Source organism: Salinispora pacifica CNR114 (genome assembly GCF_000514775.1).
Classification (GTDB): Bacteria; Actinomycetota; Actinomycetes; order Mycobacteriales; family Micromonosporaceae; genus Micromonospora; species Micromonospora pacifica.
The window spans coordinates 67,362-82,196 of the sequence record NZ_AZWO01000021.1; the positions used below are offsets into that span (position 1 = coordinate 67,362).

Consider the following 14,835-nt stretch of genomic DNA (forward strand, 5'->3'; position numbering starts at 1 on the left):
CTCAGGTCAGCTCCGCGACCCGCTCGCGTAGGTCGGCCTGGGAGAGCGAACCCTTGTGGACGACCTTGCCGGTGGAGTCCAGCAGCACGTAGTACTGCTGCGAGACCACCTCGAACCGCTGCCACACCTCGCCCGCGTCGTCGGCCAGCTGTGGGAAGCCCTCGATGCCCGTGTCCTGAGCGAATCGGCGCATCGCGTCGTCACCGCTGCCGAGCCCGGCCACCCCGACCACGTTCACCCGGTCGGCGTTCTCCCGCTGCACGGCCGTCACCGAGTCGGCCTCGCCCCGGCACGTGGGGCACCAGGCGGCCCAGAACCAGAAGACGGTGGGCTTGCCGGCGAGGCTGGCCCCCGTGAACGTGTCACCGTCGATGGTGCGGGCGGTGAAGTCGAGGGTCTGCGGCACCTCGGCTGCTGGCTCGCCGGTCGGGCTCGCCGCGGTGCTGGCGGGCGCGCTGCTGGACGCGGTCGTCGGGGCGGGGGTGGGCTCGTCACCCGCGGCGGTGTCCTCGGAGCTCCCGCAGGCGGAGAGCGCCAGAACTATGGTTAGTGCGATCGGGATTGACCGGGTCATGGTGGGCATGTCCGGATGTTAGCCCGGGTGCGGCACCGGGTCTTCTTACCGCTCGCTAACGTCGGCGTCCCAAACGCCACCCGGCTGTCTCCGCCTGGAAGCCGCTACCTGGAGTGATCAGCCGGCCCCTGCCCTGCTGTCCCCGTTCGCTCAGGATGGTCGGGCTCCGACCGAGTCGCGGACCTGGGCGCCCTCGGTTCCCTCCTTGCGCCGGGCACAGTTCGCGCAGCAGAAGAAGCGGCCGGAGACCTCGACGCCGTGGCCTACGATCTTGACCTGGCATTGTTCGCAGATCGGAGCCAGCTTGTGCGCGGCGCACTCGAAGCTGTCAAAGGTGTGCACGTCACCGCTGATCGTACGCACCTCAAAGGTCAACCAGTAATCATTCTCGCAAACCTCACAGGTTGCCATGCTATTCCCCCAGAGTATGGATTCCGGAGATAAGCGTTAAACATCGAATCGGCGCCGGCAACCGGAATCGGTAAACCGGGAGGGCCGATCGACATCCGGGTGCGCGGCCAGCCGGGTGGCTTCGCCCCGACGGCAGCGGTGCGCCCTGCTCCGGTTGGCCGGCGCCGTCAGGACTCGTGGGGCTTCAGCCGGAGGGACACCGAGTTCACACAGTGCCGGGTGTCCTTCGGGGTGAAGCCCTCACCGGTGAAGACGTGCCCCAGGTGGCTGTCGCAGCGGGCACAGCGGATCTCCGTCCGGACCATGCCCATACTCCGGTCCTCGACCTCCCGAACCCGTCCGGGAATGGCGTCGTCGAAGCTCGGCCAGCCGCAGTGGGAGTCGAACTTCGTATCGCTGGCGAACAACTCCTGGTCGCAGGCGCGGCAGTGGTAGACCCCCGGGGTCCTGGTGCTCACGTACTCACCGCTCCCCGGGGCCTCGGTGCCGCGCTCCCGCAGCACCCGGAACTCCTCGGGGCTGAGCCGGACCCGCCACTCGTCCTCGGTGCGGGGCAGTTCGCTGTCGTCGAGACTCACCCGCCAACAGTACGTCGAAGGTCGGAGTCATCGCATATGGTCGCGCAATGGGTGGCACGAGGGCCGCAGCCGAAGAGATCGAGGTCGCCGGGCGGCGGGTCCGGCTGAGCAGCCCCGAGCGGGTGGTTTTCCCACAACGGGGCTACACCAAGGCCGACGTCTTCCACTACTACCTCGCCGTCGGTCCGGGCATCATGCGGGCGCTCGGCGAGCGGCCGACCACCCTGCAACGCTTCCCCGACGGGATCGAGGGGGAGGCCTTCTTCCAGAAGCGGGTGCCGGCGCGCGGGGTGCCACCCTGGGTTCGCACCGCGCAGATCAGCTTCCCCAGCGGCCGGAAGGCGGCCGAGCTCTGCCCGGCTGATCTGGCTCACGTGGCGTGGGCAGCCCAGATGGGCACCGTGGTCTTTCACCCGTGGCCGGTGCGTGCCGGCGACCCGGACCACCCCGACGAGCTGCGGATCGACCTCGACCCGCAGCCCGGCACCGACTTCGCCGACGCGGCGGAAGCGGCGGCCGAGCTCCGCGGGATCCTGGCCGAGCTGGGTGTCCCCGGTTGGCCGAAGACCTCCGGCGGTCGGGGCGTCCACGTCTATCTGCGGATCCAGCCGCGCTGGACCTTCGTCGAGGTCCGCCGGGCGACCATCGCCCTGGCCCGGGAGCTGGAACGGCGCCGCCCCGAGCTGGTCACCACCGCGTGGTGGAAGGAGGAGCGTGGCGCCCGGGTCTTCGTCGACTACAACCAGATGGCCCGGGACCGGACGATCGCGTGCGCGTACTCGCTGCGGGCCAACGCCCGCGCCACCGCCTCCGCGCCGCTGGCCTGGGACGAGTTGGCCGACGCCGAGCCGGACGACTTCGACCTGCGCAGCGTGCCGGCGCGGCTGGCCGAGCGCGGTGACCCGCACGCCGGCATCGATGACGCCCCGTGGGACCTCACGCCGCTGCTGGAGTGGGTCGAGCGGGACGCCGCGAACGGGCAGGGCGACCTGCCCTACCCGCCGGAACACCCCAAGATGCCCGGCGAGCCGAAGCGGGTGCAGCCGTCCAAGGACCGCGACCGCCCCCGCTGAGCCGTCACAGCGGCAGCTTCATGCCCTCGTGGCTGGCGACGAAACCGAGGCCCAGATAGAAGCGGTGCGCCTCCTGCCGGGACTTGTCGGTCGTCAGCTGGACCAGCGCACACCCACGCGCCCGCGCCTGGTCGATCGCCCAGGCCATCAGCTGCCGGCCCAGCCCCCGTCCGCGTTGGTCGGAGCGGACCCGGACCGACTCGATCAACTGTCGCTCGGCGCCGTGCCGGCTGAGCCCAGGAATGTAGGTGAGCTGCATGCAGCCCAGCACCTCGCCGCCGGCCTCGGCGACGACGAGCTGGTTGCGCGGGTCGGCCATGATTGCCGCGAACGCCCGCTCGTAGCGGGCGTCAACCTGCCCCACCTCCCGGGTGCGCCCCAGCCGGTCGTCGGTGAGCAGGTCGAGCACGGCGGGCAGGTCGACCCGGACCGCCTCTCGGAAGATCACGTCGCTCATCCGGGGAGGATGACACAACGGCGGGCGCCCCGGCCACGACCGAGGTCACTGTGGCGGGCAGCTTTTCCCCTCAGCCGGCACGGCAAGGTCAACCAGGTACGCGTCAACCGCCGCGTTGATGCAGTCCGTCTGCGGATAGGCGGTGTGCCCCTCGCCCTCCCAGGTGAGCACCCGACCCACGCCCAGCATCTCGGCCAGCGCCGGGGTCTGCTCGTAGGGGGTCGCCGGATCCCCCGTGGTGCCCACCACCAGGATTGGTGGCGCCCCGTCCGCGGCCCCGGTCGGGTACGGGTCCCGGCCGCCGGGCCACTCGGTGCAGGCGAGCAGGCCGACCGCGAGCGCCGGGCCGAACAGCGGGTACTGCTCACGCCACTGCGACTGGAGCTCCCGGATCTGCTCCCGGCTCGGCCGCTCCGCCTCGTCGGCGCAGTTCACCGCGAGGTTCGCGTCGAACAGGTTCGAGTAGGTGCCGTCGGGCTCCCGACCCGCGTACGCGTCGGCGAGGCGGAACACCCCGGTCGCGTCCCCGCCCGCCAACTCGTCGATCGCCTGGGCCAGCTGCTCCCAGCCGGCCTCGGTGTAGAGCGAGGAGACCACCGCGTAGAAGATCCACCCCGGAGTCGCCTCCCGCCCATCGTCGCCCCGGACCGGGGAGACCCGCGCCTTGTCGATCGCCGAGGTGACCGCCTCCCGCGCGCTGGGGGCGATCGGGCAGCGGTCGGAGTTGGTGGAGCACCACAGGGAGAAGTTGTCGAAGGCCCGCTCGAAGCCCTTGGCCTGGCTCTCCGAGCTGGCCACCTGGTCCAGCCGAGGGTCAACGGCCCCGTCCAGCACCAGCGCCCGCACCCGCTCCGGGTGGAGTTGGGCGTAGACGGCGCCGAGCAGGGTGCCGTACGAGTAGCCGAGATAGGTCAACTTCTCGTCGCCGACGGCAGCCCGGATCGCGTCGATATCGTGGGCCGCCTGCTCCGTGCCGTACAGCGCGAGCTGGTCGCCGTAGCGGTCGCCGCACTCGCGCCCGATCCGCTGGTTCAGCTCGACGAGACCGTCGAAGGACTGCTGGCTCACCGGGTCCGGGTCGTAGCCGAAGCTGGCGTCGAGGCTGGCGTCCGAGACGCACTCCACCGGGCTGGAACGGCCCACCCCACGCGGGTCGAAGCCGATGATGTCGAAGTGCTCGATGATCGGGACAGGTAGATGACCCCTCCATCCGGGGTGGGAGAGGTAGACAGCGGTGTCAATGCCGGAGCCACCCGGTCCACCGGGGTTGATCAGCAGCGAGCCGATCCGGTCCCGTTGGTGCGTGGAACGGATCCGCAGTAGCGCGATCTCGAAGGTCTCCCCGGCACCCGGGCCGGCGGTGGCGGCGGCGCCGTCGGCCCAGTTTCGGGGGACCTTGATCCGGGTGCACTCATAGCTCATGCTCGGGGGAACAGGCCCCACCAACTCCTCGGCCACCTCCGGACAGGCCTGCCAGGTCGGCGTGGTGCCGGACTGCTCCGAGGGCTGGGCCTCGGTGCGCGGCGCGAACGCCGGCAGGGTGCAGCCGGCGGCGAGAAGCGTGCTGGCCACCAGGAGCACAGCCGGGACGAACCGGCGGGCGGGGGTGCGGATCACGGGGTGGACCTTTCGGGGTCGGGGTAGCCGGCTACGCCGGCCCGGACGTGGGGCCGCTGCGCTCCGGGTCGCCCCGGAGCACCTGATCCACGTCGAAGCGGACCGGACGGTCGAGCTGGTCGTAACGGCAGGAACGGGGTTTGCGGTCCGGGCGCCACCGGACGAACTGGGCGGTGTGCCGAAACCGGTCGCCCTCCATCGCGTCGTAGCTCACCTCGACCACCAGCTCCGGTCGCAGTGGCTCCCACTCCAGGTTCTTCGTGCCGGTCCACCGGCTGACCCCGCCCGGGATGCGCTGACCGCGTTGGTGGTCGCCGTGCACCCAGGGATGGTCGGCGCCGGCGCCCCGGTATGGCTCCAACTCGCCCACCAGCGCCTGCCGGCGGGCCATCGGGAACGACGCGCTCACCCCCACATGATGCAGGACGCCGGCGTCGTCGTAGAGCCCGAGCAGGAGTGAGCCGACCACCGGGCCGGACTTGTGCCAGCGGAAACCCGCCACCACGACATCGACCGTGCGCTTGTGCTTGACCTTGAACATCAGGCGCTTGCCCGGCTCGTACGGCAGGTCGGCGGGCTTGGCGATCAGGCCGTCCAGCCCCGCCCCCTCGAACCGGTCGAACCAGCGGCGCGCGGTGGCCGGGTCGGTGGTGATCTGGGTGACGTGCATCGGTGGCGCGACACCGCCCAACGCCGCCTCCAGCCCGGACCGCCGCTGTGGGTACGGCTGGGCCAGGAGGGACTCGTCGCCGAGGGCGAGCAGGTCGAAGGCCACGAAATCCGCGGGGGTGGTCTCGGCGAGCAGGTTCACCCGGGAGGCGGCCGGGTGGATGCGCTGGGCCAGCAGCTCGAAGTTGAGCCGGGGCTGCCCGTCCGGCCGGTCGCGCTGGATTACGATCAACTCGCCGTCGACCACGCAGCGCTCGGGCAACTGCCGGCGGGCCTGCTCGACCACCTCGGGGAAGTAGCGGGTCATCAGCTTGCCGCCCCGGCTGGCCAGCTCGACCTCCCCGCCGTCCCGGAACACGATGCACCGGAAGCCGTCCCACTTCGGCTCGTAAGTCATCCCGGTCGCGGTCGGGATCCGCGGGACGCTCTTGGCGAGCATCGGCTCGACCGGCGGGCTGATCGGCAGCTTCACAGCGACCAGTCAACCAGACGGCACCGACAGCCGTGGGGCGGAACACCAGCCACAGCCGCCCCCCTCCTGGCCGGCGAGCAGCCCGCTGCACCCGGATGGGTGCGGGGCCGCCGGGGTCAGCAGCGGGACGGCACCGTCTTCTCCAGCAGCACCAGCGGCACGCCGTTGGGGTCCTTGTCGTGGCCCACCAACCGGTAGCCGGAGCGCTGGTAGAGCCGCTGACTCCGCACGCTCTCCGCCCCGGTGAACAGGGTGAACCGGCACACCCGTGCGCCCGCCACCGTCTCGACCGCGCGCAACAGACGGCCACCGATGCCCCGACCCTGTTGGTCGGGGGCGACCGCCAACCGGCCGATGGAGGCGATGACGCCGTCGACGCGGACCCGGACCGATCCGACGAGTCGGTGGCCCAGCCGGGCGGTGAGCACCGTCTGCGGGCCGGCGAGCACGGCCCGAATCTCGTCCAGGGTCTCGGTGAGTGGCGGCAGGAACGGGTCCGCGTAGCGCTGCGCCTCGGCCAGGTACGCGGCGAGTTGGACGGTGAGGATCTCCCCGGCGTCGGCCGGGGTCGCGGGAGCGATCAGCGGGCGGGCGGTCACCGGCCCAGCCAACCACAGCGCCACGACCCCGTGGTGCCCGAGTCCCTTGACGACAGTCAGCTACCGGAGCTGGTAAATATCGTTACTACTGGATGTCGCGAATGGTGGTGTCGTGCCGGCTCGGGCCCGCCGCCGTACGTCGGCGAGATGGCTAGAAGCGCGCGAACGAGCGCAGCGGTGCCCGCGGGCCGAACTTCGGCGCCGTGATGCCCGCCGCCGCCAGCAGGGCGCAGACCCGACCCCGATGGCCCCGGAACGGTTCGAGTAGGGCCAGCATCCGGGTGTCGTCGCCACGTGCCTCGCCGGCGAGGGCCCAGGCCACCATGTTCGGTAGGTGGTAGTCGCCGACGCTCACCGCGTCCGGATCGCCGTACGCGACCCGGACCACCTCGGCCGCGGTCCACGGGCCGATCCCCGGGACGGCGGTGAGCCGGCGGGTGGCCTCGGCCGAGTCGGCGCACCGCTCCAGCCGGTCGGCCACCGCGGCGGCCCGGCGCAGCGTGTCGGCGCGGCGCTGTTCGATCCCGAGGGGGTGGAAGGCCCAGTACGGGGTGGCCGCCACCGCCGCCGGCTCCGGCGGCAACAGCAGCGGCTGCATCGGCCCGGGGGCCACCGCCCGGAAGTGGCGGACGGTGGCGGCGTACGCCCGGTACGCCTCCTTGCCGGTCACGCGCTGTTCGAGGATGGCCCGGAACACCCGGGGAAAGACCTGGCCGCTGGTCGGCAGCCGCAGCCCCCGGTGCCGGGCGGCCAGGTCGGCCACCACCGGGTGCGCGGCGGCGAGCTCGGCGAAGCCGGTCAGGTTGTCCCGGAGGCCGGCGAGGGCGTCGGCCTGGTGCACCACCCAGTCGGCGCCGGGGCCGTACCCCTCGGCGACCAGGTGGCCGGCGTCGGGGCGTAGGGCGAGGGTGGCGGGTCCGTCCGGGGTCCGGGTGGCCCACCAGAGCGTCCCGGCGACGATCCGCGCGCAGGGGTCGTACGGGCTGAAGGTGAGGGGCCGGACCGACGCGGCCAGCCGGTACCCGGCCGGCGGGTGCAGCAACCGGCGGGCGGTGGGTTCGGTCCCGGGCATCCCGACATGCTGTCACCAGGCACCGCGACCTGCTGTCGGCGGGTACGCCGACTGTGGTCCGGTCTGCTTTCCGCCCCGACCGGTCCACCGGTGGTGCTGGTGGTAAGCGCCGAATTCACGGGAACTGGGCCGAGTGTTAGGACGCCGTGCGGGTTGTCAGGGCCTCGGCGTGGCGGACGCGGCAGCGTCGCAGTAGCTGGCCGGACCCGGCAAGCCTCTGAGGGATGCGTAATTGGTGGGGTGCCCGGCGTCGACAGTTGGCGGCTGCCAGAGGATCGGTCCGGCCAGGGAAGCACTTTGCGCAGGTTGGCCGGGACGGCTGCTAACTGGTCATAACATGCTGGGCTTACCAAAAATGGTGGGTTTCTTAATGTTATCTATGGAAATTCAAATTCATCCAGCATTTGTCAGATCGCACTGCATTCATGTGGGTTTGAGATTTCGAGAGACCGCTCATTTCGGTCGTGTGTGTTGCGCATCGCACTTCGTGAGGGGTACCTTCGTTGATTGCCGGTTGGCGTGTTTGTGCAGGCCGAGCCGATGAAGATCGACGGTCCGCTAGTTCTTGAATTCCCTCCAATGTGGAACAGCGCGCTCGCGCGTTGGGTTACTTTGCCTCTCCCTGCTGTTTGTCAGCAGCTTGCGACGATGCATCATAGTTATGTGGACGAAGGAGTGCGGTTACAGCGGAACACAGCCAAGATTCGGCGGAACTACGCTTTCGTGGCCCTGGTTGGGGCTTGCGGGTGGGGTGCGGCATGGCATTCTGCGGCGGACCCGGGCTCAGTCTTCACCAACACCAGGATATTCGCGTACGCCGGCGCGGCAATATGCCTCCTTGCCGCCTGCGCTCTTGTGTCTCTCTGCTGGCCGTTTGTCATCCATGTTGACGACACTGGGATGACTGTTCGGGCGAATGGTGCCACGACGTGGTTGCCCTGGAGCTCGGTCGAGATGATGACGGCGGTGAAGCGAGGTGCGGACTGGAGCGATCCGATGTTAAAAATTCGGGTGACGCCAGGGGCGCGCGTCAAGGGTCGCCTCGGTAGGGTGCACGAGGGACGGCGGGTGTACCAGCTGCTGCCGCTCGAGAGCTTCATCTGCCCACCTGAACAGACGGTCGCCATTCTGCATAGATACAGTGGTGGAAAGGTCGACGCGAAAGCGTACCTCACCTATAGGGCGGGGAAGCAGGCCGTCGCCCGTTGAACCGAGCGCTGCCACCCCGCGAAGATCCCGCCGCACAGTCCTTCAACCGCACCCGAACCAGACTCCGCCCATCCGCACACCGCAGCCCAACCCGATGACAACGCAGATATGCAACATGCCAGAAGATCTAACAAAGTAGACTATTGTCTGGGGAACTGCTCGAACATGAGCTCGTAGCCGTCCGGGTCCAGGCCGTAGAAGATGCGCGCCCATCCGACGTCTTCCGGATCGAGGGTCACAGTCAGGCCCTCCTCCCGCCATAGCCGCCACGTCGCGTCGAGATCCGTGGTCGGTACGACGAGGACGAAGCCGAGCCCGGCCGGGCCCTGCCTGGTCTGCTGACCGCGCTCGGCGTGGTGATAGCCGTGCTGGTGCAGATCCGACAGGATGAGCCAGGTGTGCCCGTAGGTCAGGTAGCGCAGCCGCGTCTGCTCGGGCTGCGGAAGGTGCCGGAAGCCGAGCCGTCGGTAGAGATCGAATGACCGGTCCAGATCGCGTACCCGCAGGCCAACCTTCAGCTGTTTCGTCGGCATTTCCGTCATCGTACGGACGCTGTGGACCAGTCGAAAGTGGCCGGCTGGTCGGCATCGGGTGGGCGGCGGCTCAACGTCCGACCGAGAAGATCCCCGCTGGGGGTGGTGCGGAGTCGGTGGCGTCGGTGTCGTGGACAACCGGGGCGCCGCCGCTGAACCGGACCAACTCCCCGCCGGCGAGCAGCCGGCCCGGGAACCAGTCACCGGAGACCCGCCGGGTCAGCTCGGGCACCGGCGGGGTGGTACGGCCGGCGAGCAGCACGAGGTTGCCGAAGCGGCGGCCCCGCAGCACCGCGGCGTCGCCAACCAGCGCCGCCTGTGGCAGCACCGACCGGACGGTGGCGACCTGTCGGCGGGCGTGCCGCAGCGGCGGGCCGTCGGCGATGTTCGCCAGGTACCAGCCGGTGGGTCGGAGGACGCGGGCCACCTCGGCGGCGAACTCCACCGAGGTCAGGTGGGCGGGGGTACGGGCGCCGGCGAAGACGTCGGCGACCACGATGTCGAGGCTGGCGTCCCGGAGGCCGGTGAGGGCTTCCCGAGCGTCGGCGACGCGTACCCGTAGTCGTGGGTTGGGGGGCCAGGGCAGCTTCTGGCGGACCAGCTCGACCAGCGCGCCGTCCACCTCGCAGACCCGTTGGGTCGAGCCGGGACGGGTGGCGGCGACATACCGGGGCAGGGTCAGCGCGCCGCCACCGAGGTGCAGCAGGCGCAGCGGGGCGCCGGCCGGGGCGAGTAGGTCGATCGCGGCGCCGAGCCGGCGCACGTACTCGAACTCCAGATGGGTGGGGTCGGTGAGGTCCACGTGGGACTGCGGGGCGCCGTCGAGCAGCAGCGTCCAGGAGCCCGCCCGGTCCGGGTCGGGGACCAGCTCGGCCACCCCGGTGTCCACCTCGGCGGCGGCCCGGTCGGTGGAGCGCCGGCGCCCCATCAGCCCGCACCGCCGGGTGGCTGCGCGGCGGCGGGCGCGGCGCTGCGCGCGGCGGCGACCAGGGCGCGGTGCAGCAGCCGGGAGTCGCCGATCATCCGTCGCAGCCGGCGTTCCAGGCCGGCGATGGGGATCAGGTTCTGCGGCGCCCGCGGGTCCTTGTACGGGGTGGAGGCGAAGCGGGGCAGGGTCACCACGGACAGGTCCGCCAACGCGACCGCCGCCGCGATGTCCAACTCGGTGGAGCACTCCACCCGGACGATGCCCGCCCACGGGGCGCCGCCGGTAACCGGCAGCCGCAGGTACCACGACCAGCCGCCCCACGCGGTGCCGAGCCGGAACACCGGGGAGCGCTGCCCGGCTGTCAGCCCGGTGACCACGGCGGTGAGCCGCGCGTCGAGGTATTGGCTGTGCTGGGTCTTCACGTAGCCGAGGGTGCGGGGCAGGAGCCGCCGGTTACGCAGCGGCCCGTCCACCACCAGCAGATCATCGTCGCTGCGGGCGGCGCCGGAGACGGCCACCTCCAGCGCGGTCAGCGGTCCCTGCACCGCCGCCGGCAACTTGGCCAACTCGCCGCTGCCGCCAACCCGGTGCACCGGGTAGTGGACGTTGCCGGCGTGCACGTCCACCGCGGACGGGCTGGCGGTGAAGAGCCCCCGCTCCACCCGGGCACCAGCCAGCTGGGCCGAGCCGCGCTCCAGGTCGCAGCGGACCACCCCGGCCGCGTACGAGGCGGCCAGCCCCGGGTACGAGACCCCGTCGGGCTCGGTCAACCACAGGCTGGCGTCGTTTCGGCGTACCCCGTCGACGAGGAGCACCACGGCCGGGGCGTGTACGCCGGGCCGGGGCCCGACCGCCCGCCACTCGGCCGCGGGCAGCTCGTGGCCGGCCTCGACCTGGGCGTTGCTGGGCGCGGCCGGTCCGCCGGCGGCGGCCTCGAACGAGGCCCCGTACGCCGGGTCCCACGCGTCGACGAAGAAGCGGGTCACCCGGGTCGCCCCCGCCCGCTGTCGGCGTTCACCGGCCGGTCCGTTCGATCCGGGCCGACCGGGCGTCCTTGCGGACCTCGAAGCGGACCGGAATGCGCTCGGCCAACGCCGGCACGTGGGTGACCACGCCCACCATCCGGTCCCCCCGCGCGGCCAGGTTCTCCAACGTGGCGGCCACCGTGTCGAGGGTGGCCGTGTCGAGGGTGCCGAACCCCTCGTCCAGCACGATGGACTCCAGGCTGGCCGCGGTGGTCGACATCCCGGCGAGCTGTTCGGCCAGGGCCAGTGCGAGCGCCAGTGATGCCTGGAAGGTCTCCCCGCCGGAGAGGGTGCGCACGCCCCGGCGCAGGCCGGCGTCGTGGTGGTCCACGACGAAGAACTCCCCCTTGTCGTGGACCAGGTCGTACTGGTCACCGGAGAGTTCGCGCAGGATTGTCGACGCCCCGTCCACCAGCAGGTCGAGCGCCTCGGCGAGTAGCCACCGTTCGAAGTTGTTCGCCCGCAGATGCCCGGCGAGCGCGCGGGCCACCTGCGCCTCACGCTCGTAGGTGGCGCGCTGCTCGCGTAGCTCACCGGCCTGCTCCCGGCGGCGGGTCACTTCCCGCAGCTGCGCCTCGGCCCGTTCGAGGGCGACCGCGGCGGCGCGGCCCGGGTCGTCGGTGGCCGGCACCCCGGCCGCCGCGAGTAGCCCGCCGATCCGCGCCTGGACCGCGGCCACCTGCGCCTCGGCCGCGCTCACCGCCGCCACCCGGTCGGGGCGCTCGGAGCGCCGTCGCGTCACCTCGGCGGTGGCCCAGTCGGTCAGCGTCGCCCAGGCCGTCGCCACGTCCTCCCGGTCGGTGGCCGGCGGGCCGAAGCGGGCCAGTCCGTCCCGGGTCGCGTCGAAGGCCCGCCAGGTCGTGCGGAGCCGCTCCTGCGCGGTGTCCACCGCGGCCCGTGCCCGACGGGCCTCGTCCCGGCCGGCGCGCACCGCGGCCGCCGACTCCTCCAGCTCCTGCCGCAGCCGCCCATGCTCGGCCAACGCCTGGTGCAGCGCCGCCGGTTCCGGGGCGTCGGCCAGCTGGGTGTGCACCGCGGCCAACCGCGCGTCGAGCTGTTCCTGCTGGACCCGGGCCGTGACCAGTTCCCGTTCCCGGTCGCGGACGGTGCTGTCCCGCTGCGCCACGGTGGCCTTGGCCGCCTCGCTGGCCGCCCGCGCCGCCTTACCGGCCGCGACCGCCGCCGGCACCGCCGACGTGGCCGGGATCGCCGGCACCTGGGCGACGGTCTGCTCGCAGACCGGGCAGGTGGACCCGTCGTGCAGCGGCGCCCGCAGCGCCACCGCCAGGTCGGTCGCCTTGGCCTGCTCATGCGCCTGGAAGGCCGCCGCCAGGTCGGCCTCGGCCTGCTCGGCCGCCGCCTGTGCCGCGGTCAGCTCCGCCGTCGCCGCCGCGTGCCCGGCCTGGGCCGCCGCTACCGCCGCCCGGACCGTCTCGGCCTCGCCGGCCAGCTCCGCCCGGTCGTCGTACGCCCGCAGCAGCAGGCGCAGCGCGCTCTCGTCGCCGGCCGCGGTCAACTCGCCGCGGAGCTTCTCCTCCCGCTCCTCGGCGAGCGCCACCACGGTCGTGGCCTCGTCCGCGCCCGTCTGCGCGGTCGCCACCGACCGGGCGACCTCGGCCACCCCGCCGGGGGCGCGTACGGCGTCGAGGACGGCCAGGTCGGCGTCGAGGGCGGTCAGCGCCGCGCCCGCCTCCCGCGCCGCGGTGTGCGCCGCGTCCCGTTCGGGAACGGCGGCGGTGACGGCGGTGGCCAGCTCCCGCATCTGCTCGACGCGGGCCGACACCGCTTCGAGGGCGGTGTCGTCGATGTCGGTGAGGCCGGCGAGGGTCTGGCTGACCACCTCGAACTTCGCCTCGGCCTGGCTGGCCCGGGTCCCCGCCTTCTCCCGCACCTGCTCGTAGACGCCGAGGCCGAGCAGGTTGACCAGGATCTCCTGCCGTTTCGCCGGTCGGGCGTGCAGGAAGTCGGCGAACTGCCCCTGCGGCAGCAGCACACAGCTGGTGAACTGCTCATACGGCAGCCCGACCGCCGTCAGCACCGCGTCTTCCATCTCGGCGACCGTGCCGGCGAGTACCTCGCCCAGGTCCTCCGGGCTCAGCCCGGTGTCGAGCTTGGCCGGGTCGAAGCCGGGCGGCATGAGCTGGAGGCCGGCGCCGGAGGTCTTGACGTTGCCCCGGCTGTCCCGCCGGACCACCCGGGTGGCCACGTAGCGGTCGCCGGCGGACTCGAAGACCAGCCGGACCCGCGCCTCGGCCGCCGACGGGGCGAGGGCGTTCGCCAACCCGCGGGTGCCGCCCCACCGGGGTACGGTGCCGTAGAGCGCGAAGCAGATGGCGTCCAACACGGTGGACTTGCCGGAGCCGGTCGGCCCGACCAGCGCGAAGAAGTCGGCGTCGGTGAAGTCGATCGTTGTCGCCGCCCGGAAGACGGTGAAGCCGTCGAGATCCAGTCGCATCGGCCGCATCAGTGTTCGACCTCCTCGAACAGCTCGTCGAAGAGCCCCCGGACGTCGTCGTCGGCGTGCCCCCGGTCGTCCAGGTAGTCGCCGAACAGCTCCCGCGGCGACCGGCCGGCGCGCTGGGCGACGCGGGCACCGCCGCCGGGCGCGGACACCAGCTCCGGATCGATCCTGATCTCCAGCGCGCGGGGGAGAAGCTCCTGCACCTCCTCACGGAGGCCGGCCCGGGGCTGCTCCCGGACGAAGACCCGTAGCCAGGCGTCCGGCGCCTCGACCTCGGCGAGCTGCGCGAGCGTGCCCCGGACGGTCCGTAGGGTGGCGGCGGCGGGGATGGGCACCTCGCGCACCTGGGCCGCCGTGGTGGCGGTCACCTCGACCACGGTCACCGACGGGACGTTCTCCTGCTCGCCGAAGTCGACCGCCAGCGGGCTGCCGCTGTAGCGGATCGGGCACCCGCCGTCGACCCGTTGGGCGCGGTGCAGGTGACCGAGGGCGACGTAGTGTGCGGTGCCGGGGAAGACCGTCGCCGGCACCGCGTAGCCGAGAACGGTGTGGGCGTCGCGCTCGCCGCCGCCGGTCGCCGCCCCGACCACGGTCAGGTGGGCGGTGACCAGGTGCACCCGGTTCGGCTCGGTGAAGCCCTCGGTCAACCGCGCGACGATCCGCCCCAGGTGGTCGGCGTACGTCTGGTTCGCCTCGGCGGCGGTCAGCTCATACATCTCCACGGCCCGGACCGCGTACCGCTGGGACAGAAACGGCAGCGCGGCGAGCTGCCAGCGTTCGCCGCCGCCGGTCGTACCGTCGATGATGTGCTCGTCGGGGTCTTCGCGCACGCTGCCCCGCAGCGTGATCCCGGCGGCGTCGGCCCACGGCCGCAGCGCGTCCAGCGCCGCGCCGTTGTCGTGGTTGCCGCCGATCGCGACGACATCGGCGCCGGTACGGCGCAGCGCGGTCAGCGCGCGGGTGACCAACCGGGTCGCCTCGGGGGTGGGGGCGGCGGTGTCGTAGAGGTCGCCGGCGATGATGATCAGGTCCGGCGCCTCCCGCCGGGCCACCTCGATCACCCCGGCGAGGACGGCCTTCTGCTCCTCGGCCCGGGACTGCCCCTTGAGGACCTTGCCGACGTGCCAGTCGGAGGTGTGCAGGATCTTCACGACTCA

15 protein-coding genes are annotated in these 14,835 nt (G+C 72.1%); 2 read left to right on the forward strand and 13 right to left on the reverse strand.

Translation table 11 applies throughout. The features are described from left to right. Nucleotide 1: 1 nt before the first annotated feature. From B118_RS0114895 to msrB, 3 genes are all read right to left on the reverse strand, one after another. Nucleotides 2-583, reverse strand: a complete 582-nt coding sequence (locus B118_RS0114895) for a TlpA family protein disulfide reductase (RefSeq protein ID WP_018811646.1) — start codon at nucleotides 581-583, stop codon at nucleotides 2-4. A 141-nt stretch (nucleotides 584-724) separates the two neighbouring features. Further along, entirely contained in the window at nucleotides 725-985 is a 261-nt protein-coding gene (locus B118_RS0114900) for a hypothetical protein (RefSeq protein WP_018818109.1), read from the reverse strand. A 167-nt stretch (nucleotides 986-1,152) separates the two neighbouring features. Then, nucleotides 1,153-1,563 carry a peptide-methionine (R)-S-oxide reductase MsrB gene (gene msrB, locus B118_RS0114905; RefSeq protein ID WP_018811644.1) on the reverse strand — a complete coding sequence of 137 codons (411 nt, stop codon included), beginning with the start codon at nucleotides 1,561-1,563 and terminating at the stop codon, nucleotides 1,153-1,155. 47 nt (nucleotides 1,564-1,610) lie between these two features. Between msrB and ligD the strand changes: the two genes are divergently transcribed. Beyond that, nucleotides 1,611-2,636 carry a non-homologous end-joining DNA ligase gene (gene ligD, locus B118_RS0114910; RefSeq protein WP_018220496.1) on the forward strand — a complete coding sequence of 342 codons (1,026 nt, stop codon included), beginning with the start codon at nucleotides 1,611-1,613 and terminating at the stop codon, nucleotides 2,634-2,636. 4 nt (nucleotides 2,637-2,640) lie between these two features. Here ligD and B118_RS0114915 read toward each other — a convergent pair whose 3' ends face one another. The 5 genes from B118_RS0114915 to B118_RS0114935 all read right to left on the reverse strand — a co-directional run bounded on the left by B118_RS0114915 (nucleotide 2,641) and on the right by B118_RS0114935 (nucleotide 7,522). Then, entirely contained in the window at nucleotides 2,641-3,093 is a 453-nt protein-coding gene (locus B118_RS0114915; RefSeq protein WP_018220495.1) for a GNAT family N-acetyltransferase, read from the reverse strand. Between the two features lie 45 nt (nucleotides 3,094-3,138). After that, a complete protein-coding gene (locus B118_RS0114920; protein WP_018220494.1) occupies nucleotides 3,139-4,710 on the reverse strand; it encodes an alpha/beta hydrolase in 1,572 nt (523 codons plus the stop codon). Nucleotides 4,711-4,741: 31 nt separating this feature from the next. Continuing rightward, nucleotides 4,742-5,851 (reverse strand): ATP-dependent DNA ligase, encoded by a 1,110-nt coding sequence (locus B118_RS0114925; protein ID WP_018811643.1) that lies wholly within the window; start codon nucleotides 5,849-5,851, stop codon nucleotides 4,742-4,744. Between the two features lie 116 nt (nucleotides 5,852-5,967). Then, nucleotides 5,968-6,450, reverse strand: coding sequence for a GNAT family N-acetyltransferase (locus B118_RS0114930; protein WP_026270745.1), 483 nt, complete (start codon nucleotides 6,448-6,450; stop codon nucleotides 5,968-5,970). Between the two features lie 151 nt (nucleotides 6,451-6,601). Next, nucleotides 6,602-7,522: a DNA-3-methyladenine glycosylase family protein gene (locus tag B118_RS0114935; RefSeq protein ID WP_028192974.1), complete on the reverse strand. Its 921-nt coding sequence runs from the start codon at nucleotides 7,520-7,522 to the stop codon at nucleotides 6,602-6,604. Between the two features lie 954 nt (nucleotides 7,523-8,476). Here B118_RS0114935 and B118_RS32915 point away from each other — a divergent pair. Then, nucleotides 8,477-8,731 (forward strand): hypothetical protein, encoded by a 255-nt coding sequence (locus B118_RS32915; protein WP_238323928.1) that lies wholly within the window; start codon nucleotides 8,477-8,479, stop codon nucleotides 8,729-8,731. Nucleotides 8,732-8,871: 140 nt separating this feature from the next. On the opposite strand, the gene B118_RS0114945 is transcribed toward B118_RS32915, so the two are convergent. The 5 genes from B118_RS0114945 to B118_RS0114965 all read right to left on the reverse strand — a co-directional run bounded on the left by B118_RS0114945 (nucleotide 8,872) and on the right by B118_RS0114965 (nucleotide 14,829). Continuing rightward, complete coding sequence (locus B118_RS0114945) at nucleotides 8,872-9,264, reverse strand: VOC family protein (RefSeq protein WP_018220489.1); 393 nt, start codon at nucleotides 9,262-9,264, stop codon at nucleotides 8,872-8,874. Between the two features lie 70 nt (nucleotides 9,265-9,334). Further along, complete coding sequence (locus B118_RS0114950; RefSeq protein WP_027645947.1) at nucleotides 9,335-10,192, reverse strand: spermidine synthase; 858 nt, start codon at nucleotides 10,190-10,192, stop codon at nucleotides 9,335-9,337. Continuing rightward, nucleotides 10,192-11,178: a hypothetical protein gene (locus B118_RS0114955; protein ID WP_028192975.1), complete on the reverse strand. Its 987-nt coding sequence runs from the start codon at nucleotides 11,176-11,178 to the stop codon at nucleotides 10,192-10,194. The genes B118_RS0114950 and B118_RS0114955 overlap by 1 nt, the downstream gene beginning before the upstream one ends. A 28-nt stretch (nucleotides 11,179-11,206) precedes the next feature. Continuing rightward, nucleotides 11,207-13,681 (reverse strand): AAA family ATPase, encoded by a 2,475-nt coding sequence (locus tag B118_RS0114960; RefSeq protein WP_028192976.1) that lies wholly within the window; start codon nucleotides 13,679-13,681, stop codon nucleotides 11,207-11,209. Further along, nucleotides 13,681-14,829 (reverse strand): exonuclease SbcCD subunit D, encoded by a 1,149-nt coding sequence (locus B118_RS0114965; RefSeq protein WP_018220486.1) that lies wholly within the window; start codon nucleotides 14,827-14,829, stop codon nucleotides 13,681-13,683. Before B118_RS0114965 ends, B118_RS0114960 begins: the two co-directional genes overlap by 1 nt. Nucleotides 14,830-14,835: the final 6 nt, after the last annotated feature.

Bases quoted from the DNA above. Each gene is read 5' to 3' on its own strand.
- B118_RS0114895 (WP_018811646.1), bottom strand. From the start codon at position 583: ATGCCCACCATGACCCGGTCAATCCCGATCGCACTAACCATAGTTCTG.
- B118_RS0114900 (WP_018818109.1), bottom strand. From the start codon at position 985: ATGGCAACCTGTGAGGTTTGCGAGAATGATTACTGGTTGACCTTTGAG.
- ligD (WP_018220496.1), top strand. From the start codon at position 1,611: ATGGGTGGCACGAGGGCCGCAGCCGAAGAGATCGAGGTCGCCGGGCGG.
- B118_RS0114915 (WP_018220495.1), bottom strand. From the start codon at position 3,093: ATGAGCGACGTGATCTTCCGAGAGGCGGTCCGGGTCGACCTGCCCGCC.
- B118_RS0114935 (WP_028192974.1), bottom strand. From the start codon at position 7,522: ATGCCCGGGACCGAACCCACCGCCCGCCGGTTGCTGCACCCGCCGGCC.
- B118_RS32915 (WP_238323928.1), top strand. From the start codon at position 8,477: ATGATGACGGCGGTGAAGCGAGGTGCGGACTGGAGCGATCCGATGTTA.
- B118_RS0114945 (WP_018220489.1), bottom strand. From the start codon at position 9,264: ATGCCGACGAAACAGCTGAAGGTTGGCCTGCGGGTACGCGATCTGGAC.
- B118_RS0114950 (WP_027645947.1), bottom strand. From the start codon at position 10,192: ATGGGGCGCCGGCGCTCCACCGACCGGGCCGCCGCCGAGGTGGACACC.
- B118_RS0114960 (WP_028192976.1), bottom strand. From the start codon at position 13,681: ATGCGGCCGATGCGACTGGATCTCGACGGCTTCACCGTCTTCCGGGCG.